The organism is Anaerolineales bacterium, from assembly GCA_003105035.1.
In the GTDB taxonomy this organism is placed as follows: Bacteria; Chloroflexota; Anaerolineae; order Anaerolineales; family UBA4823; genus FEB-25.
The window spans coordinates 40,815-60,576 of sequence record PQAL01000038.1; the positions used below are offsets into that span (position 1 = coordinate 40,815).

A 19,762-nucleotide genomic window follows, 5' to 3' on the forward strand; every position below is an offset into this window, starting at 1 on the left:
TTCCCGAAAGAATGGGAACGCCGCATGCCTGTTTGTGTGTGGTTGTCAGGATGCTATCTCAGACAATATCAGGCACTGCCCGCCAAGCGAAATCTATGTCAGGGGATTCCCACAGTAAGGACAGGTGTGCCAATCTTCTTGGGCTGGCTTTCCACAGTTCGCGCAGGTGCGTGCAGGTACTTCAGGCGTTGCAGGTGGCACCTGGGCTGGAGGAAGTGCTTGAGACCGCCGATTGCTGTTTATGATGGCGTTCACCAGGGCGACAACACCGACGATGACCAGCACCAAAAAACCCAAACCCAGCAATCCACGGAATAAGCCTCCTCCTGGGTAGTAATGGGAGTAATAATAGGGTTGCATCATCTGAAAGCCTGGCCGCATCATATTGTAGCCATGGCCAAAACCAACAAAAGCCAAAATGATGCCTGCGACAATTGCCAGACAAACCAAACCAAGCAGGATATACAAAATCCATTTCAATACTTTGCTCATTATCTAGCCTCCATTTATTATTGCTCAAGCATACCACTCGCCTGTGAAGAATTTATGAAGAATGCATTCAGATAAGTTTAAGTTAAGCTTATGGAATAGCCTCAGCACGAGGCTGGGATCTCTAACCCTTAAAAATCGTATTTATTCTATAATACTCCAGCGACGAGTGAGTTGAGCTGGATGAGATATGGAGTGTGCCATGTATGAAACCCTGAGTGCGGATTATGACCGTTTTGTAAACTGGCAGAATCGCCTGGCAGTCGAGCTTCCCTTTCTCATTGAAAAGCTGAAGGAAAGCAATGCCAGGCAGATATTGGATGTGGCTACGGGCACCGGCATGCATGCCATTGCCCTGGCACAACAAGGGTATTCAACAGCCGGGTCAGATATAAGCCAGGGCATGATCGAACATGCCCGCCGTAATGCCCAGGTAGCTGGGGTACCGGTACGTTTCGAGCTAGCCGGCTTTGGAAATTTGGCAGGTACCTTCGGTCGGGGTTCCTTCGATGGTTTGCTATGCCTTGGGAATTCGCTGCCCCATTTACTTTCGCGGAAGGACCTGGATAAGACTTTGGTAGATTTCGCCAATTGCCTCACCCCTGGGGGCATTTTGCTCATCCAGAATCGCAATTTTGATGCTGTGATCGCCAACCACCAGCGCTGGATGGAACCCCAATCCAATTCCAAAGAAGGAGAGGAGTGGATCTTCCAGCGGTTTTATGATTTTGATTCCGACGGGCTATTGACCTTCAATATGGTGATTCTGAATCGCCAACCCGAAGGCACGTGGACACAGAAAATCGTCTCCTCACGCATGCGTCCGATGCTGAAATTTGAGCTGCTGCTCAGCCTTACAGAAGCTGGATTTAATCGTCTGAGCGCGTTTGGTGATATGAGTGGTTCGAAATACGACCATGACCGCAGCCCCAACCTGGTCGTCGTGGCAAGGAAGTAATACCAAGGTGACTCTGTGGTACAAGCTCATCCGAAGTTATAAGCTGGCAGGTGGGTGTAAACCTGGCATGTCATCCCGATAATATCTGCCCGGTATTACCAAGGGGGGAAAAAGCTAATCTTGTCAAGTTATAATTAGCCAGACCTCACCCTCACTCAAGGAGAAGTCATGACCAAAATTGCTTTCATCGGTGCCGGCAGCCTCGGGTTCACACGTGGATTGGTGCGGGATATCCTCACCTTCCCCTTGCTTCAGGATGCCACGCTAGCCCTGATGGACATCGATGCTGAACGCCTGGATTTTGCTCAGAAATCCGTCCAGCGCATCATCGACTTGGGACAATACCCCGCCAAGGTAACCGCCACGCTGGATCGAATCGAAGCATTGCGTGATGCCGATATCGTCTTGGTGACCATCCTATCGGGGAGCACGGAAGTCTGGCGCTATGATATTGAGATCCCCAAGCAATACGGCGTGGATATCAACGTGGGCGATACGCGAGGGCCATCCGGCATCTTCCGCGCCTTACGGACCATCCCCGTCATGCTGGATATCGTGTCGGACATGGAACACTATTGCCCAGATGCAACGCTGCTCAATTACACCAACCCCATGGCCATGTTGTGCCGGTCTCTCCAACGCCGCTCATCCATCCGCCTGACTGGTTTGTGCCATAGCGTGCAGGGCACAGCAATGATGCTGGCAGATTGGATTGGCGCTCGTTACAATGAAATCACCTACACCTGCGCCGGGCTTAACCACATGGCCTGGTATCTAAAATATGAATGGAATGGCGTGGATGCTTATCCGCTGATCCGTAAGGCAGTCACGGAGCGCCCGGAGATTTATAACCAGGAGATTGTCCGCAATGAGATGTTCTTGCACCTCGATTATTATGTGACCGAGTCCAGCGGGCATAATTCAGAGTACAATGCCTGGTTCCGTAAACGCCCCGATCTGATTGATAAGTACTGCACCCACGGCACAGGTTGGAACCCGGGAGAATATGCCTATATCCTGAAGGAATACCAGGCTGCTGAGAACACCTGGAAGGATGAGGCCCGCAAGTGGTTTGCTTCCGATACGCCTATCCATCTGGAGCGCGGTGCTGAGTATGCTGCATACATCATCAATGCCCTGATGGGCGGCGATCCCTTCACCTTTAACGGTAACGTTCCCAATACCGGGTTGGTCACCAATCTTCCCGAGGGTGCGTGCGTGGAGGTGCCGGTGTGGGTCAGCCGCAAGGGTTTCGAGCCAGTCTATGTGGGGGCACTATCTCCTCAATGTGCTCCACTCACCAACCTGACCGCTCAGATTGAGGAGATGGCGGTTGAAGCCGCCCTGACCGGCGACCCGCGCATAGTATTCCAGGCGATAGCTTATGACCCGCTCACCTCGGCCGTGCTCTCGCTTGCTGATATTAAGACCATGGTGAACCAAATGTTTGAGAAGAACAGGGATTACCTGGGGTATTTCAAATCGCTCAGCGTATAAATACTTGGGAGAAGCATCACACGGCTAACAACCAGGATCATCGCAATCAAGATGCTTCGCCCCTGCTGGAGGGTAATGATGCCTAAAACTGAATTTCAAATCGCCATCGTCGAGGATGACCCTTTCGCCCGCAATTGGATGGCGTTGCTCGCCGCACGCGACTGGCGTACCCGCCTGGCGGGTGAGTTCGACGAGCCACTCAAGGTCATCCCCTTACTTCACCAAAAGTCCTCCAACGTGGACCTGATCCTGATGGACACTGAAATTCCCGGGGGCGAGGATTGGATCCCCGAAATCCTGGGCGTCATATCGGGCTTGAAACACCCTCCAGCCATCCTGTGTACGGGGAATCGCGCCAACCCGCAGGTTCTTTCGCGCCTGGCACATCCTTGTTTTGTTGGCTACATCCTCAAGGATGAGATCAGCTTCGCCCTGGCATGGGCAATTGATATCGCCCTGACTGGGAAATGGGTGATTACTGAAGGTGTGCGTTCCCTTGCGGCAGCCATGCATTACCCCATTCCACATCCGTGCGTGGTCATGGATGGGCGCAAGACGCTACAGTCGACCCTCTCAAAACACCAGTCAGAGGTGTCACGGCTGGCCTTCCTGTTCAGCATGGAGCGGCGTGAGCTGGCCGACGAGATGGGCATCGTGGAGGATTGGAGCTACGGTCTGGTCAGCCAGATCTACGCGCAGCTGGGGGTAAAGGATATCCTCAATGATGATGAGGCATTAATATCCTATTTTGGCGACCAACCCCTCATTCTGGCTCATGTACAAAAAATCCGCGAAGCTGGAAACCATTCATTCAAGGCGCATGACCTGGAGACGCTGGCCTTCCACCTGATCACCATGCCGGAGATGGTCGAGTTGCATTAGATCAGGCTTTCGAACTCATCCCGAGTGACGAATTTTCCCCCACTGATCTGCTGGTTAACCAGCTTATGATTCTTGTCGAACTTTAAAATTAACTCGATAGGCTGGTAGCACTGTTTTTCACCAACCAGCACCTTGCGGCAATAATACGATGCAGGCTTATCACTGCCCTTGTAATCGGGCGATAATTCACTATAGATATCAACCCTGGCGCGCAGTTTTTCCCCACATTTATTACACTGCACATAGAGGTATAAGGCGCGTTCTGCTTCGCTTGGCTTGGTAGAGAAGATATTGCTGAAACTTTTTAAGAAGGACATGGGTTTATTTTAGCACAAACCAAATTGACGTTTGATCACTCTTCCCCGGCCAATCATTGTTTTCTAAGATGTCCTGTCCGGCTTTTGATTGTGGCAGCCCCACCTGGATACCTGAGGCTTGCAGCACTATCCTTTTCACAAACAGGGTTGAGTATGGGTGGATGGTATCAGCCCAATATCAAATCTGCCAGCTGAGGCTTAACCTCTGCGCTTCAAAATCCTAAGTTGGATTGATCAATCTATAGAGATACTTCTCACAATAATTTGCTATTTCTTGTTCGCATCTAGCTTATGATCATCCATTTACAGGATCGTGATCAGTCAGGCATGACCGTTTTTGTATCGAAAGCTTGGCTGGTTGCATCTAAGAAGTGATATTACGGGTGCTTGGCAGTACCCTAATTTGGCATGAGGTATTTCTAATTTAAATATAGGATGAGGTGTTGATATATGAGTGAGAATTGGACAGTAAATAATATCCCCGATCTTACCGGCAAGGTGATCATTGTCACCGGTGCTAACAGTGGGATTGGATTAGAGGCAGCCAGGGAATTTGCCCGCAAAGGCGCCACCACCATCCTGGCCTGCCGTAATATGGATAAAGCCAGGGCAGCCCTTAAAAGTATCCTGGCTGAGATTCCCCAAGCTAGGGCCGAGATCATGCAGCTCGACCTGGCTAGCCTTAATTCAATCCGCAGCTTCGCAGATGAATTCAAATCTAGGTATGACCGGTTGGATGTACTGGTGAACAATGCCGGGATCATGATGGTGCCCTACAGGCAGACTGAAGACGGTTTTGAAGCGCAATTCGGTACCAATCACTTGGGGCATTTCGCTCTTACCGGGTTGCTGATTGACCTCCTGGAAAAGACACCCGGTTCACGCGTGGTCAACATCAGCAGCGGTGGCCATCGTATGGGGAATATGGATTTCAACAACCTGCTGTATCGGGGTGGTAAAGGCTATTCGCGTATCAGCGCTTACGGCCGCTCAAAACTGGCGAATTTGCTCTTTACATATGAGCTCGAGCGGCGGCTTGAAAGAAACGGCAGCAATCCGATCGCAGTTGCTGCCCACCCAGGGCTTGCTGATACTCACCTGGCTGACCATTTTGCGGGAGGTCACCTAAAAAGGTTCTCACACATATACATGAAGTACCTGGCGCAGAGCGCTTCCATGGGTGCCCTGCCGGGAATCCGCGCAGCAGTCGACCCGCAGGTGCGCGGTGGGCAATATTACGGTCCAGGTGGCCCACGGGAGAGGAGCGGCTATCCCATCGTGGTCGAATCCAACCAGGCCTCGCACAATGAAGCCGATGCCGAACACCTCTGGCAAAAGTCGGAGGAGCTGACCGGTGTAAGCTACCTGTGAAGATTTCAATAAGCAAGTGCAAATCAGATCTCTTTGGGATTATCCATCATTAGCCTGCAATACCAGGCTTATGGTGAGTAATTACAGCCAAAGGTAATTGCTCATTGAAGGTTAAATCTGACCTTGCCTGATCTATCCAAGAGCATTAATGTCCTGGTGTTTTTAATTGTGGACGGTTTTTCACTCCTCGTACGATTTACTTCGCTGTGAAGTACAAAATCAGTGGCTATTGCATTCATATAATAAAACATATGTGCTATAATTATTGGTTGGTCGTTTGAGAAAATAATTTTCCTCAGCGTGTAAGTGGTTATAACAATCAGAAAATGGGACAATAAGGGATTATGTCAGCAAATGTCATCCGGGTCGTAGGTGCCCGCGTCCACAACTTAAAAAACATCACCGTCGAGATTCCCCGCGATAAACTGGTGGTCATCACCGGCTTATCCGGTAGCGGGAAATCCTCACTGGCCTTCGACACCATCTTTGCCGAGGGACAGCGGCGATATGTCGAGTCTCTCTCAGCCTATGCACGTCAGTTCCTGGGTCAGATGGACAAACCCGATGTGGACTATATCGAAGGTCTTTCACCGGCAGTGTCTATTGACCAAAAAGGCGTCTCGCACAACCCGCGCTCCACGGTGGGCACGGTAACCGAAGTGTACGACTACCTGCGCTTGCTATATGCACGCGTCGGTATTCCCCACTGCCCGGAGTGCGGGCGTGAGGTGAGCAAGCAAAGTGCCCAGGAAATCGTCGACGTCGTGGCAGGTTTACCTGAGTCCAGCCGCTTGCTGATCCTCTCACCGCTGGTCCGAGGTCGCAAGGGCACTCATCAGGCAGTGCTGGAAGAGATCCGTAAAGCCGGCTTCGTGCGCACCCGCGTGGATGGTACTGTGCATCAGCTGGAAGAGGACATCCAGATGGATCGCTATAAGATCCATAACATCGAGGCCGTGGTTGACCGGGTATTATTGCATCACGACCCCGATCCGCAGGAGCAGAAACTATTCGTAAGCCGCCTGACCGATTCGATCGAGACAGCTTTGAAGTTTGGCGATGGATACCTGATTATTCAGGACATCACGGATGCCAACTCGCCGCGTGACATGTATTTCTCTGAACACCTGGCCTGCCCCGAGCATGGGAGCGTCCTACCGGAGATAGAGCCACGCACCTTTTCATTCAATACGCCCCATGGTGCCTGCCCCGATTGCCAGGGGTTGGGCGGCAGGTTGGAAATTAACGCCGACTTGCTCATCCCTGATCCGGATATCTCCCTCACCGAGGGTGCCATCGCCTTACCCGAATGGAGCGGACCCAAGGAGGAGGGTGGGTATTACTGGCAAAGCCTGGAAGCGGCGGCCAGGTACTTCCATATCGACCTGAATGCCCCTGTGCGAGAACTATCGAAGGAAAAGCTGGATATTGTCCTGTACGGCACACACGGTAAGGAGATCCCCATCACCTACCGGCGTGACGACAATCACTCCTACAACTTCGAACGCGAGTTTGAGGGGGTGATCAGCAACCTGATGCGCCGTTTCAACGAGACCAACTCGGATTATATGCGCGAGAAGATCGGGGCATACATGAGCATGCGCACCTGCCCCACCTGTGGAGGCAAACGCTTGCGCCGCGAAGCTACCGCCGTGACCGTGGATGATCGGAACATTGTGGAAGTTACCGAGTGGCCGATCCTCCACACCCTGGATTGGGTCAGGAGGCTATGTGAGGAAAGCACACCGCTCAACACCCGCCAACAGGCCATCGCTGAGCGTATCCTGAAGGAAATTGCCGAACGGCTGGGCTTCCTGGTGGATGTGGGGCTGGATTACCTGACCCTCAACCGCACTGCTGGTTCGCTTTCGGGTGGTGAAGCCCAACGCATCCGCCTGGCGACCCAAATCGGCTCACACCTGATGGGCGTGCTCTACGTGCTTGACGAGCCATCCATCGGCCTACACCCGCGCGATAATACCCGGCTGTTGCGCACTCTCAAGGGTCTGCGCGACCTGGGCAACTCGGTGATCGTGGTTGAGCATGACTCGGAGACCATTCTCTCAGCCGACTGGGTGCTGGACCTGGGACCAGGAGCAGGCGAGCACGGAGGCAAGGTGATCGCCGAGGGACCTGTGGAGGCGATCCTGGCCAATCCCGATTCTCTCACTGGGGCATACCTCTCCGGCCGCCTGCAGGTAGATATCCCCCGCCAGCGCCGCACCGGCAATGGCAGAAAGCTGACCATTGTGGGGGCGCGCGAGAACAACCTGAAGAACATCAAGGTTAATATCCCGCTGGGAAAATTTGTGTGCATTACCGGGGTCTCCGGCTCGGGTAAATCAACCCTGATGATTGAGATCCTCTACAAGGCGTTAGCAGCCAAATTACAGGGTGCCCACACCCAGCCTGGCGAGTATGAGCGCATCGACGGCATTGAGTTGGTAGACAAGGTGATCAACATCGACCAGTCACCCATCGGGCGCACACCGCGCTCCAACCCCGGCACCTACACCGGCCTGTTCGACCAGATCCGCACCCTGTTTGCCGAGCTGCCCGAGAGCAAGATGCGCGGCTATAAGCCAGGGCGCTTCTCGTTCAATGTGCACGGTGGGCGCTGTGAAGCCTGCCAGGGTCAGGGGCAGCTGCGCATCGAGATGCAGTTCCTGCCGGATGTGTATGTGCCCTGCGATGTGTGCCATGGGGCGCGCTTCAACCGCGAGACCCTGCAGGTGCACTATAAGAACCTCAGCATCGCTGACATTTTGGACCTGACCGTGGACCGTGCCTTGGAGGTGTTCGAGGCTTTCCCCAATATGATGTCGCGCTTGCAAACCCTGCAGGATGTGGGCCTGGGTTATATTCGCATTGGCCAGCCTGCCCCAACCCTTTCCGGCGGAGAAGCTCAGCGTGTCAAGCTGGCCCGCGAGCTCTCCAAGCGTGCCACCGGCCGGACGCTGTATGTACTGGACGAGCCATCGGTGGGTTTGCATGCTGCCGATGTGCATAAGCTGATCGAGGTGCTGCAACGCCTGGTTGATGCTGGGAACAGTGTGCTGATCATTGAGCATAACCTGGATATCATCAAAGTCGCTGACCACATCATCGACCTGGGGCCTGAAGGTGGCGATGCAGGCGGTGAGTTGATTGCCGAAGGCTCGCCGGAGGAGATCTGTGAGGTTGAAGCATCCTACACAGCCAAGTTCCTGCGCCCGTACGTATGCAAGGAAGAGGGGATGGAACCCATCAGGGTGTAGTTTATGTTGTCACTACGAGGCGCTCTTTTCCGAAGCAGTCTTCCACAAGCAATCATTGGATATGTCATTGCGGAATTCCACTTTATTTGGGTGAAAGGCAGGGTACTCTTCCCAACCTGAAGGAATCTGCTATTTCTCTAATAACTTCTTTTTTATAAAGCCCTTATTCGCAACGCGACATCTCATCCGTGCAACTCTCCCCACTCGTTCATCAACGTATCCAGTTCCTGCTGGAGGCGCACATATTCGTTCCCCATTTTTTGCACCTTGGCAGCATCTCTGGGAGGGTTTTCCAGCTTGCGGCCCAGATCTGCCAGGTCGTTTTCAAGCTGGTCGATCCGCCCTTCCACCTCCGCTAGGCGTTTCTTTCTTCGCCGCTCGTCCCCTGAAGATGAGGGTTTCCGCTCCACATCCCTTGTAGCAGGAGCATTTTCTTTGGCTGCCTGCTGTGCCAGGCGTTCCGCTTCTAGTTGCAGGTGGTACTGGCTATAGCTGCCCTTGAAGGTGCGTAAAATGCCTTTTGCCTCATCGATCTCCCAGATCTGGGTGGCCAGGGCATCAATCAGGTAGCGGTCATGTGAGACAAGCAGGATGGTGCCTTGGAAAGCATCCAGTACTTCCTGCAGCACTTCCTGGGAAGGGATGTCCAGGTGATTGGTGGGCTCATCCAACAAGAGCAGGTTGGCGCCCGAGAGAGCCAGCTTAGCCAATGCCAACCGGCCGCGCTCGCCACCTGATAGCACCTCCACCTGCTTGAACACATCCTCGCCGGTGAACAGGAATTTTGCCAGGTAATCACGAATATCGGCCAGTAGCATCTTGGGTGCCACCAGGTCAATCTCCTCCACCAGGGTAAGCTCAGGGTGCAGGTCTTCATGGGCCTGGGCAAAGTAACCCACCTTCAGGCTGGAGCCCAGCTCCACTTCACCCGCCACTGGAGGCACTTTTTCCAGGATGGTTTTTAGGAATGTGGTCTTTCCAGCCCCATTCGGGCCGATCAAGGCTGTGCATTGTTGCCGTCGTAGCTCAATATCACCGGCATAAAACAGCGTCTTGCCAGGATAACCGATCTGCAGATCGTAAGTGCGCAGGACAATATCACCCGAGCGCTCACTAGTGTGCAGGTGCAGGTGCAATTGGGGTGGGCGATTGGCTGGTTCGCGTAAACTCCTGATATGCCGCTCGGCTTCCTCAGGGCTCAGCATGCTCGTGGTGGTATCCACACTGGTGCTTAGCTCACCCCATTTGGTATTCAGGGTAGCTTCCAATCCTACCTGCTCAATGGCTTGTATGCGGCGTGTCAGCCGGCGTAGCCTGCCTCGCGCCTGGGTCACGTTCTGCCCGGAAATATTTTTCTTGATGTAATCCAGGTCCTTATCGAGGCGTTCCTTCTCTGACTCAAAAAGCTCCCGCCGCCGTTCCCAACGCTCGCTCCGCTGCATCACATAGGCGGAATAGTTCCCGTGGTAGATTTCAAATCCCGAGCGCGTCATCTCCCAGATGGTGTCGACCACCTGGTCCAGGAAATACCGGTCATGTGAGACGATCAGAGTAGCACCTTCCCACTGGCGCAGATAACCTTCGAGCCACTCAACGGCAGCGATATCCAGGTGGTTGGTGGGTTCATCCAGGATCAGCAGGTCGGGCTCAGAAAGCAACAGGCGTGCCAACAAGGCACGCGTCCGCTCGCCCCCCGAAAGCCTTGAGAGAGGAGATTGGTATTCATCTGGCCTGAAACCCAGGCCTGAAAGCACCTGTTGGATACGGTGAATATAGGTGTAACCACCTTGGTGCTCGAACTCCACCTGCAATCGGCCATACTTCTCCAGCAGGCGCACAGCCGCATCAGGATCAGCCATGGCTTGCTCCAGGCGTTGAAGCTCTGTCTCCTGCTCGCCTAAACCCTGGAAGGGTATAAGGCTTTCCTCCCATAGAGTATGCGATGATTCCAGGCCTGCCTCCTGTGCCAGGTGGCCAATCGATAGACCCCGCGCCTGGCTGACAACTCCTTTTGATGGCTCTTCCTCCTGTGCCAGGATGCGCAGCAGCGTGGTTTTACCAATCCCATTTGGGCCGATGATAGCGATGCGCGCGTGATAGGGAATGCTGAGCGATATCCCCGAGAAGATATCCCGCGCTCCGAAGGATTTGGTCAGGTCATGTGCGGTGATTAGCGACATAAATGTTTCAATTAAGCTTGCCTGTACTCAAGGAACCATAAGGTCAATAAAAACGTCATTATCATACCCCGGGCAGTGGCACCGATTGTGCAACCCCGAATCTCTATAAAGTATCTTTTATTTGAATGGCAGTGCCTGCCATTATGGATTTATAATTATGCCACAACAATTCATCACCCCGCACACTCAATTACCGTCTACATGTTATAATCCGATTTCGATGGATCCAAACCAGCCACAACAAACACCCTCGCGTTCACGCCAACGCTCACAAGCCTCGCCTCGCTTCAGGATGAACCCAGTTCTATGGGGTTTGCTGATAATTTTCGTCATCACGTTATCAGCCACTGCCTATTTAACCTATTCGGTGGTCCGCGGAGCAACCGAGCAAAGCTATGGCTCCTCCAATCCACCTGAATTGTCGATCACTGAAGCCCCGGATAATAATCAGCCTCCAGTTAATGAAAATACGCCTCTCCAAGCGGAAACTGGACCGACTCCCATCCCGTGGGATGGAGCCAACCGGGTGACAATGTTGGTAATGGGTCTCGACTACCGGGATTGGGAAGGTCAAGGTCCTTCACGAACAGACACAATGATGTTGGTCACCATGGATCCGGTCTCGCGCACGGCTGGCATGCTCTCCATCCCACGCGACCTGTGGGTCAATGTACCTGGCTTTGATTATGGGAAGATAAATACAGCATATTACCTGGGCGAATTGTATAACCTTCCCGGAGGCGGCCCTGGTCTAGCCGTCCAGACGGCGGAAGACCTCCTGGGAGTAGATATTAATTATTACGCTCAGATTGATTTCTCTGCGTTCGAGAACTTCATCGATGAGATCGGTGGCATCGATGTGGAAGTACCGTATGAGCTGACCGTCGACCCAATCGGCCCGGGCAATACCGTGACATTACCAGCAGGAATGCAACACCTGGATGGGCCAACCGCCCTGGCATATGCGCGCAATCGCGATACCTGGGGCGCAGATTTTGATCGTGCTGACCGCCAGCAGCAGGTGATTTTGGCCATATTTGACAAGATCACCTCCCTGGGAACACTGCCCAAGCTGATTACCAACTCACCTACGATCTATAACAATTTACGCTACGGCATTCACACGAATTTGACATTAAAAGAGATCATCTCTCTCGCCTGGACCGCCGTCCAAATCCCACGTGAGAACATCAAGAAGGGCATTCTCGGTCCGAATGAAACCAGCCGGACCTTCTCACCCGATGGGCTGGATATCCTGCTCCCCGACATGGACGCGGTACGCCTCGTACGTGATGAGGTGTTTTCCAGCACATCCGGGGTTGCACCGGTCGCAACAGTATACATTAGTAACCCAGATGAGCTACGCCAGGCAGAAAGTGCTACCGTATCGGTGCTTAATGCCACCACCACTGCCGGATTAGCCTCCGAGACCAGTGAGTGGTTGAAAAACCAGGGGATTAACGTGGTGGACACCGGTAATGCTGATGAAAAATCAGACAGCACGGTGATCATCGATTACACCGGTAAACCTTATACTGTGCAGTACCTGGTTGAGCTTTTAAACATACAACCGAATAGCATCTACAGCCGCTACGACCCCAATAGCCAGACTGATATTGCCATCCTTCTGGGAACGGACTGGGCGGACAATAATCCCATGCCTTGAGAAAGTAAATAATGAAAGAGAAAACCCCTACCCTACTGAAAGTAGGTTTATTAGCCCTGTTTGTCATAGCCGCCGTCATAGCGGCTTATTTTACCTTTAATAAATCAAAGGATTTCTTCTTGTCTTTTGACGTGGCCAATATTCCTGGCCTGGCGATCCAACAAACCAGTACACCTCAACCCAGTATTGATGGCACCCCGGCACCTACGGCAATTCCAACCGTCATATCGGATGGCCCAGCTCCCCAACCTTGGGATGGCGCTAGTCGGGTGACCGTCCTGGTGATGGGTCTGGATTATCGCGATTGGGAAGCCGCTGACGGCCCACCCCGCACGGATACAATGATCCTCCTGACCATTGACCCATTGACCAAGACAGCTGGGATGCTGAATATCCCGCGCGACCTGTGGGTAAATATCCCTGGGTTTGATTATGGGCGGATCAACACTGCCTACCCCCTGGGCATCGCGTATGAAGTGCCAGGTGGCGGCCCACAACAGGCCAAGGATACCGTGGAGGAGCTGCTTGGTGTACCGATCAACTACTATGCCATCATAGATTTCTCGGCATTCGAGCAGTTTATCAATGAGCTGGGTGGGATTAATGTGAAAGTGGACAATGAGATCAGTGTCGACCCGATAGGTAAGGGGAATACAGTGTTTTTGAAACCCGGGAATTACCTGCTAGATGGCCCTACCGCCCTGGCTTATGCGCGGGCAAGGCACACCGACGGAGGCGATTTCGACCGGGCACAACGCCAGCAACAGGTGATCTTGGCTATTCGCGACCGCATCTTTGAGCTTGGACCAGCCCAGGTAGCCTCCAAGATTCCTGCTCTGTACAGCCAGCTGGCAGCTGGCATCCACACCGATTTGTCTTTGGATGACGCGATTAAACTTGGATGGCTGGCTTTGGAAATCCCTATCCCAGAGGGAATCCAACGCGGCGCAATTGCCCCTCCCAACGCGGTCAGCTTTGCCAAATCGCCAGACGGCAGTCAGGACATCCTTGTCCCGGTCCCAGACCAGATTCGCCTGATCCGCGACCAGGTGTTTGCCTCATCCAGCATGGCCAGCCCGGCACTCAGCTCAGGTGATAGCCTGGCAAATATGCAAGCTGAAGGCGCTACCATCGTTGTTGCCAATGGCACCTATTTCGAAGGTCTGGCTTCGGAGACGCAAGCCTATCTGCAATCCCAAGGTGCTAACGTAGTGTCAACCCAGAACGCCGAATATACCCAATACACCAAAATTATCGACTACACAGGCAACCCATATACCGACAAATACCTGGTGGATCTGATGAAGATTTCTCCATACAGCATATCGCTGCAATATGATCCCAACAGCCCTGTGGATGTCTTGGTCATCCTCGGAGATGACTGGGCGGGCAACAACCCTATGCCGTAAAGTCCATGGGCTGAAGATTTCCGCCCTTTTTGTTTTAGTTAATAGCTTGCAGTTCAATTATCCTCGATCAACCTGTTGGTAAATATTTCAAGGACATCGTTAAAATCATTCCATTATTGAAAATTGATATTCTATGAGCACACAATTTTTAATCGAGATAAGCTCTATGCTGGTATAGGATAATAAATAGAGAAACATTAGCGACGTTACTTAGCCCTGTCATCTCAGTTTGAACCAGTAACGGTACCAATAGGATTATTGCGAAAATCATGCATGCCATTATTTTCCGGGTATGCATTGAGGAAAATTCCAATATACATGTCAGGGGGAGTGGTAAATTCCTGAAGCTTTTCTGGTAATAAAAACTCGGCAGGAAAAGTATGATATATCTCAGGGCTCTACAAAAATCAGAAACCAGGAGCCCCAGTATCGGCTGTCATCTCCAGCAACACATTCGGCAGGGGTTATATCGTTCACCGGCTGTTCCCCTTCTGACACCTGGATGGAATAAACCACCCCCGGAGTCATCCCAAAATCCCCATACCCCAACCCCAATTGGGGCTGCAGGCCGGTGTAGAAGTGATCCTCACCACCTTCCCAACTGACCACCACCTCAACCCCCGGTACTGGTTGTCCTGCAGCGTCATTCACCTCGACCTGAATCAGTGGCACATTTTGATCCTGGTTGCAAACCAGCTGGAGGTTTTGCAAAGCGAAAGACGCACCTGGAAGGGCAGTCCGGTTATCCTGCGTGGCTTGTATGCGAGCGTCTGCCTGCTGCTGAGCTTGCGCCTGCTCTCCAGGTTCGGCCAGGGTGGGTACGGCTGAGATTGGGGTACCACCTGTGCTGGAAAGCGTCGGCGAGATTTCCTGGCTTAGTGCCTCCGCCAGGGACTCCAACACCTGCCCTTCCGCTTCCGGACGGCCTTCTTGCAAGGCCTGTTGGGCCTGCCGTTTCAAGGCCTCTACCGGGTCTTCATCTTTGAGCTGAACCAGGCGATCTCGTGCGCGTAGCAGGTCATTGCTATAGAGGAAGGCGGAAGCTACCAGCAAGCGATATTCGTCTTTAAAATCGGCTCGCAGGGCATACGGAGGTGCATCGATGTACTTAACTGGGCTGATGATCCATGAGTAGAATAGACCCAATGCAATCCCCAAGACCGCACCGGTGAGCAGGTACCAGGATCCGCGCCGGTCGTGTTTCACGGAGTAGGAACCTCTTGGTTGGGATCCCAGGAAGCTAAATCATCCCCCAAAGATTGTAATAGGGCCATATCTTGGGGAGCATAATCATGCTGCAAAGCATAATTCAACGCTTCGGTGACGATCTCCTGCGGGGCTGAATTTCCAATATCTGCCAACCTCCGGACAGCCAAGCCAAGTACATGGTCCACCTGGTATGACTCTGCCACCATCAAGGTGTAGTCTGTCTTGTAATCCGAGCGAAGATTTTGGGGTCCGATATCCACGTATTCGACCGGATTCACCACCCAGCCGTAAAATAATCCAGCGGCAGCGCCCAGGATCAAGACCAGCAGGAATTTCGTCCAGCGCGACATAAGCTCCTTTAACTTAGGTAAACAGATGAATATAACAAAATATCACCTGGAATTCTACCATTGTAGCTTGCCTTTGGCTTCAAAATCTTGTACAATCAAATTAATATACTGCCGATACCTTAGTGCTCGTCCAATGACCAAAGGAGGGAAGCCAACATGGATATAATCAAGGTTTCAGGCACCTCTCGCACTTCCGCTGTAGCTGGCGCAATTGCCGGGGTAATCCGTGAGCATAAACATGCCGAAGTCCAGGCAATCGGAGCAAGCGCAATAAACCAGGCAGTCAAGGCGATGGCTCTTGCTCGTGGCTATTTGACTAATGACGGGATTGACATCATTGTCATTCCTGAATTCGTGGATGTTCAGATTGATGACAAAGTGCGCACAGCCATAAAATTCACGGTGGAGCCACGCTGACGAGCTGCTAATTTGTGCCCACAGCCTTAGTTAATTGATCGAATTTCCACATCCAGGCGATCTGGTTGATAAAGTCCGCCAGGGTAGAGTTCTTTTGGCGTAATAAACGCACGGCTGCGCCTACCGGGTCGGCACCCGCGGCACCCCCTGGCTGATCGGCATATGCACCATAAAAAGCAAAATATGCCTGGTTCAGCTTGCGGATTTGGTAACCATGCTCCCAAAAGAACACCCGACGCTGCTCCATGTAAGTCTCAGCTTCTTTGACCTTGCCGGCTGCCAGTAACTGGTCCACCTTCACGCGTGTAGCGTGCATTTCTGCATTGAAGTCGAACACTGGAGGAGTCGCTGGTTGCGTATTTGTAGCAGAATCGGCCCGGGGAGGGGTTTCAGGGGGTAAAAATTGAGGGTAATATTTTTTTACCACCGCCCTTCCCAACTCCTTGCCAGCAATAGCAGCTACGGTTTCATTCATGATCCGCAGCTCCGGACTATTGGCATAACTGAAGCCCAATGGGCGGATGGTCAGGTAATTATGTACCCATTCGTGGGCAATGACTTCAGCCAGATTGTTGATATCCGTCGTTTCCATGACCATTGTAGGGTATAAACCGATGCCTCCGATCCCAACCACCAGGGAGGATACATCGAGTGCCTTATCCACTTTGCCTTCCAGCTCTTCCATTTGGTCCACACTAATGTCTGGGGAGATCGAAATATTCTCATCCTGTCGGATAACATCTCGTGGAGAGATGATCAATGCATCAGGCGGTGGCGTGGTGTGATATAAGACTGGTGGAAAGGCCTGACCTCCGAGAGTCAAGCCAGCCTGTGCGGCGATTTCTCCAATCTGATCTTGCAGGATGGCCTCCGCCACTGGTTCAATTTGCTCTCTTTGGTCTTGCAGCTTTTCTCCTTGGTCCCTCAAGGCTTGGCTGGCTTCGTCTGGGTTGCTGATCGTAGGATCGCTATAAATCTGATAAATCTGGGCATCCAGAGCATTAATTCGCCGGATTAATTCCAATGCCTCCAGCACGGTTTGCGATCGCTCCTGCTCCGATACGTAACTCGCGGTATCCAAAGCAGCCTGCCCAAGTTTTAACCCCAGTGCTTCCAGGGTCCAGGAGACATAGTCAAACTCAATGGGCCTGGTAAGGGTTCGCACCTGCTCAAGCGGGTCAGCAATAGGAACGCTGCTCGCCCCCAACATGACAGCCATCATGAGCAGTAAAATTGTCAGCCAGAAGGCACCTTTAAAGGACACGCTCGCGATAATAACCTTAGCTGAGCAGGATGTCAAATTAAGTTTTGATTAACTATTCCAATCTCCATGCTATAATCAATTCGATGAATTTTCTCATCACTGGAGCGGCGGGCTTTTTAGGATCAGCTCTGGCTAACCGCCTGGCATGGGAGGGGCACCAGGTCCGAGGTCTGGATGATCTTTCTACGGGGGATCCAAACGCGCTCCACCCCGAGGTGTTGTTCACCCGCGGTGACGTCAATGACCGGCCAAAATTGTGGACGCTCCTGCAGGATGTGGATTGCGTCTACCACTTAGCCGCGCGGGTATCTGTGCCCGAATCGGTCCTCTATCCGAGAGAATACAATGCTGTAAATGTTGGCGGCACGGTCAGCTTGATGGAAGCCATGCGCGACGTGGGTGTCCGGCGGGTTGTACTGATTTCATCCGGTGCAGTATACGGTGATCAAGGGGATCAGCCATTATCTGAAACTGCCTCACCTTACCCCCGCTCACCGTATGCCGTTTCCAAGCTGGCAGCCGAATATTACCTGCGCTCGATTGGTGATTTGTGGGGGATTGAAACCGTCAGCTTGAGGGTATTTAACGCATACGGGCAAGGTCAGCATTTACCTCCTGCCCATCCACCCGTTATCCCGTTCATGCTAAAGCAAGCCATGCGCAGCGGCACCATCATCATCCACGGTGATGGCACCCAAACCCGTGACTATGTGTATGTGGACGATGTGGTGAGTGCCATGGTGGCTGCCTCCACTGCTCCCGACCTGGATAACCTGGTCATCAATGTTGGCAGTGGAACCGAAGTCTGCGTGCGCGACCTGGCGAGCCTGGTTATCCAGGTAACTGGTGGGAAAGCTGAGATTGTGTATAACCCGCGCACCGATCCAGGCGTTTCGCGCATGTGTGCCGATCTCACCCTGGCACGCTCGAGACTGAGCTACCAGCCGACATTCTCGCTGGCGGAAGGACTGAAATTGACCTTAGACCGGGATCTGCGCTTCCGAAAAGATGCTACCCGGCCTCTTCAAATGCCGACCAGCAATCCATGACGCTTTCCTTCTGGCTAATTCTGCTGGCGGTTCTGGCATATGGGCTGTTCCATACCTTATTGGCTTCCATCCAGGTAAAAGCCCGGGCGCGTCATTGGATGGGGCCATCCTTTGAACGTTCATACCGGCTGGCATACAACTTCATTGCCATTATTACGCTATTACCGATCCTGCTTCTTCCTATTCTCTTAGAAGACGAAGAGCTGTATTTCATCCCCTTTCCCTGGCTGATCCTGACCTGTACCCTCCAGTTGATCGCCATCGTTGCCTTGTTAATTGGTCTGCGCCAGACCGGGATTACTTCTTTCCTTGGCCTCAGGCAGGCTTTCCTGCCGGAGGATACCACTCCACCCAGGCTGGTCACGGATGGGTTTTATCGTTACGTCCGCCATCCACTGTATACTGCCGGATTGGTTTTCATCTGGCTGATCCCGATCATGACCTGGAACCTGCTCGCCTTGATCATCGGTTTATCTGCTTATATTTTCATCGGGATTTATTTCGAGGAGCGTAAGCTGATCCAGGAGTTTGGGGAGTCTTATCGTGAATACCGCCAACGCACCCCAATGCTTATTCCTGGGTTGATGTTCCATCGCTCACAGCCCAAATCCTGATCAGTCAGCTAAATAATCCATCATGGATGCATCTTTCTGGTTGAAAATCAGCCTGAGTTTTGTAGTTGGAAGCTTATGGGTCACCCTCACCACGCTGAGTGCCGAGCGTTTCGGAAGCAAAGTTGGAGGCTTGATCGGTGGGCTGCCCTCTACTGTGGTGATTGCTCTGCTGTTCATCGGCATCACCCAATCTCCCGCCATAGCTGCCGAGGCGACCACAAGCATGCCACTGGCGCAGGGGCTGAATGGATTGTTTGTGCTCGTGTTCATCCTGATCATACGCCGCGGATTGAGCGCAGCTCTGATTACCTCACTGCTCGTCTGGTTCATCAATGCGACTATCCTGTACCTGCTTGATCTCCAATCCTTCCTGGTCTCCTTGGCTGGATGGCTAATCCTTCTAGCTTTCAGCTATCTGGCAGTGGAGCGGTGGATGAGAATATCCTCACAGGGTAAGCAGACCATTTCCTACCAACCATCCCAGCTCGTGTGGCGAGCATTATTCGGTGGGAGCGTGATTTCCCTGGCCGTCATCATGGGCAAATTGGGTGGGCCATTGCTCGGCGGAATTTTTGGCTCTTTTCCCGCTATGTTTTTATCCACCCTGGTCATCACTGCCAGAACAGGTGGGGGGGATTTTTCCCGTTCGGTTGGTAAATCCATGTTGGTCAGCGGCCTGATTAATGTGCCGATTTATGAAATCATGGTCAGGGCACTATATCCAAGCATAGGCCTGGGGTGGGCCACCCTGATTTCCCTACTGGGATCAATGGCTACCGGGTACCTGACCTACCGGTTCATCACGACCCGTATGACTTAATTTGTTTCAAAGC

17 protein-coding genes are annotated in these 19,762 nt (G+C 52.6%); 11 read left to right on the forward strand and 6 right to left on the reverse strand.

The genetic code is table 11. The annotated features are described in order from the left end of the window. Positions 1–93: 93 nt before the first annotated feature. Positions 94–492 (reverse strand): hypothetical protein, encoded by a 399-nt coding sequence (locus C3F13_17050; GenBank protein ID PWB50175.1) that lies wholly within the window; start codon positions 490–492, stop codon positions 94–96. A gap of 187 nt (positions 493–679) precedes the next feature. Here C3F13_17050 and C3F13_17055 point away from each other — a divergent pair, with 187 nt between their 5' ends. The 3 genes from C3F13_17055 to C3F13_17065 all read left to right on the forward strand — a co-directional run bounded on the left by C3F13_17055 (position 680) and on the right by C3F13_17065 (position 3,826). Beyond that, positions 680–1,447 carry a hypothetical protein gene (locus tag C3F13_17055; protein PWB50176.1) on the forward strand — a complete coding sequence of 256 codons (768 nt, stop codon included), beginning with the start codon at positions 680–682 and terminating at the stop codon, positions 1,445–1,447. A 168-nt stretch (positions 1,448–1,615) separates the two neighbouring features. Continuing rightward, positions 1,616–2,944, forward strand: coding sequence for an alpha-glucosidase/alpha-galactosidase (locus C3F13_17060; GenBank protein ID PWB50177.1), 1,329 nt, complete (start codon positions 1,616–1,618; stop codon positions 2,942–2,944). 51 nt (positions 2,945–2,995) lie between these two features. Then, positions 2,996–3,826 carry a hypothetical protein gene (locus tag C3F13_17065; protein ID PWB50178.1) on the forward strand — a complete coding sequence of 277 codons (831 nt, stop codon included), beginning with the start codon at positions 2,996–2,998 and terminating at the stop codon, positions 3,824–3,826. On the opposite strand, the gene C3F13_17070 is transcribed toward C3F13_17065, so the two are convergent. Then, on the reverse strand, positions 3,823–4,143 hold the full coding sequence (locus C3F13_17070) for a hypothetical protein (protein PWB50179.1): 321 nt from the start codon (positions 4,141–4,143) through the stop codon (positions 3,823–3,825). The genes C3F13_17065 and C3F13_17070 overlap by 4 nt on opposite strands. 450 nt (positions 4,144–4,593) lie before the next feature. On the opposite strand from C3F13_17070, the gene C3F13_17075 reads away from it, so the two are divergent. Both C3F13_17075 and C3F13_17080 read left to right on the forward strand, forming a co-directional pair. Then, on the forward strand, positions 4,594–5,514 hold the full coding sequence (locus C3F13_17075) for a short-chain dehydrogenase (protein PWB50180.1): 921 nt from the start codon (positions 4,594–4,596) through the stop codon (positions 5,512–5,514). A gap of 344 nt (positions 5,515–5,858) precedes the next feature. Next, positions 5,859–8,771, forward strand: coding sequence for an excinuclease ABC subunit UvrA (locus tag C3F13_17080; protein PWB50181.1), 2,913 nt, complete (start codon positions 5,859–5,861; stop codon positions 8,769–8,771). A gap of 182 nt (positions 8,772–8,953) precedes the next feature. Here C3F13_17080 and C3F13_17085 read toward each other — a convergent pair whose 3' ends face one another. Continuing rightward, positions 8,954–10,951 (reverse strand): ABC transporter ATP-binding protein, encoded by a 1,998-nt coding sequence (locus C3F13_17085; protein ID PWB50182.1) that lies wholly within the window; start codon positions 10,949–10,951, stop codon positions 8,954–8,956. A 157-nt stretch (positions 10,952–11,108) separates the two neighbouring features. Here C3F13_17085 and C3F13_17090 point away from each other — a divergent pair, with 157 nt between their 5' ends. After that, positions 11,109–12,617 carry a hypothetical protein gene (locus C3F13_17090; GenBank protein ID PWB50183.1) on the forward strand — a complete coding sequence of 503 codons (1,509 nt, stop codon included), beginning with the start codon at positions 11,109–11,111 and terminating at the stop codon, positions 12,615–12,617. Between the two features lie 11 nt (positions 12,618–12,628). Next, on the forward strand, positions 12,629–14,026 hold the full coding sequence (locus C3F13_17095; GenBank protein PWB50184.1) for a hypothetical protein: 1,398 nt from the start codon (positions 12,629–12,631) through the stop codon (positions 14,024–14,026). A gap of 390 nt (positions 14,027–14,416) precedes the next feature. Here the strand turns inward: C3F13_17095 and C3F13_17100 are convergent, their stop codons facing one another. After that, positions 14,417–15,232, reverse strand: a complete 816-nt coding sequence (locus C3F13_17100; GenBank protein PWB50185.1) for a hypothetical protein — start codon at positions 15,230–15,232, stop codon at positions 14,417–14,419. Beyond that, positions 15,229–15,585, reverse strand: a complete 357-nt coding sequence (locus C3F13_17105; GenBank protein PWB50186.1) for a hypothetical protein — start codon at positions 15,583–15,585, stop codon at positions 15,229–15,231. The genes C3F13_17100 and C3F13_17105 overlap by 4 nt, the downstream gene beginning before the upstream one ends. 156 nt (positions 15,586–15,741) lie before the next feature. Here C3F13_17105 and C3F13_17110 point away from each other — a divergent pair, with 156 nt between their 5' ends. Beyond that, positions 15,742–16,002: a stage V sporulation protein S gene (locus C3F13_17110; GenBank protein PWB50187.1), complete on the forward strand. Its 261-nt coding sequence runs from the start codon at positions 15,742–15,744 to the stop codon at positions 16,000–16,002. A 7-nt stretch (positions 16,003–16,009) separates the two neighbouring features. Here the strand turns inward: C3F13_17110 and C3F13_17115 are convergent, their stop codons facing one another. Further along, positions 16,010–17,302 carry a hypothetical protein gene (locus C3F13_17115; GenBank protein ID PWB50188.1) on the reverse strand — a complete coding sequence of 431 codons (1,293 nt, stop codon included), beginning with the start codon at positions 17,300–17,302 and terminating at the stop codon, positions 16,010–16,012. Positions 17,303–17,349: 47 nt separating this feature from the next. On the opposite strand from C3F13_17115, the gene C3F13_17120 reads away from it, so the two are divergent. Genes C3F13_17120 through C3F13_17130 form a run of 3 tightly spaced genes read left to right on the forward strand, consistent with a single transcriptional unit; the run spans position 17,350 to position 19,749 of the window. Continuing rightward, complete coding sequence (locus tag C3F13_17120; GenBank protein PWB50307.1) at positions 17,350–18,315, forward strand: epimerase; 966 nt, start codon at positions 17,350–17,352, stop codon at positions 18,313–18,315. Then, a complete protein-coding gene (locus C3F13_17125) occupies positions 18,312–18,929 on the forward strand; it encodes a hypothetical protein (protein ID PWB50189.1) in 618 nt (205 codons plus the stop codon). The genes C3F13_17120 and C3F13_17125 overlap by 4 nt, the downstream gene beginning before the upstream one ends. A 22-nt stretch (positions 18,930–18,951) precedes the next feature. Continuing rightward, a complete protein-coding gene (locus tag C3F13_17130; GenBank protein ID PWB50190.1) occupies positions 18,952–19,749 on the forward strand; it encodes a hypothetical protein in 798 nt (265 codons plus the stop codon). Positions 19,750–19,762: the final 13 nt, after the last annotated feature.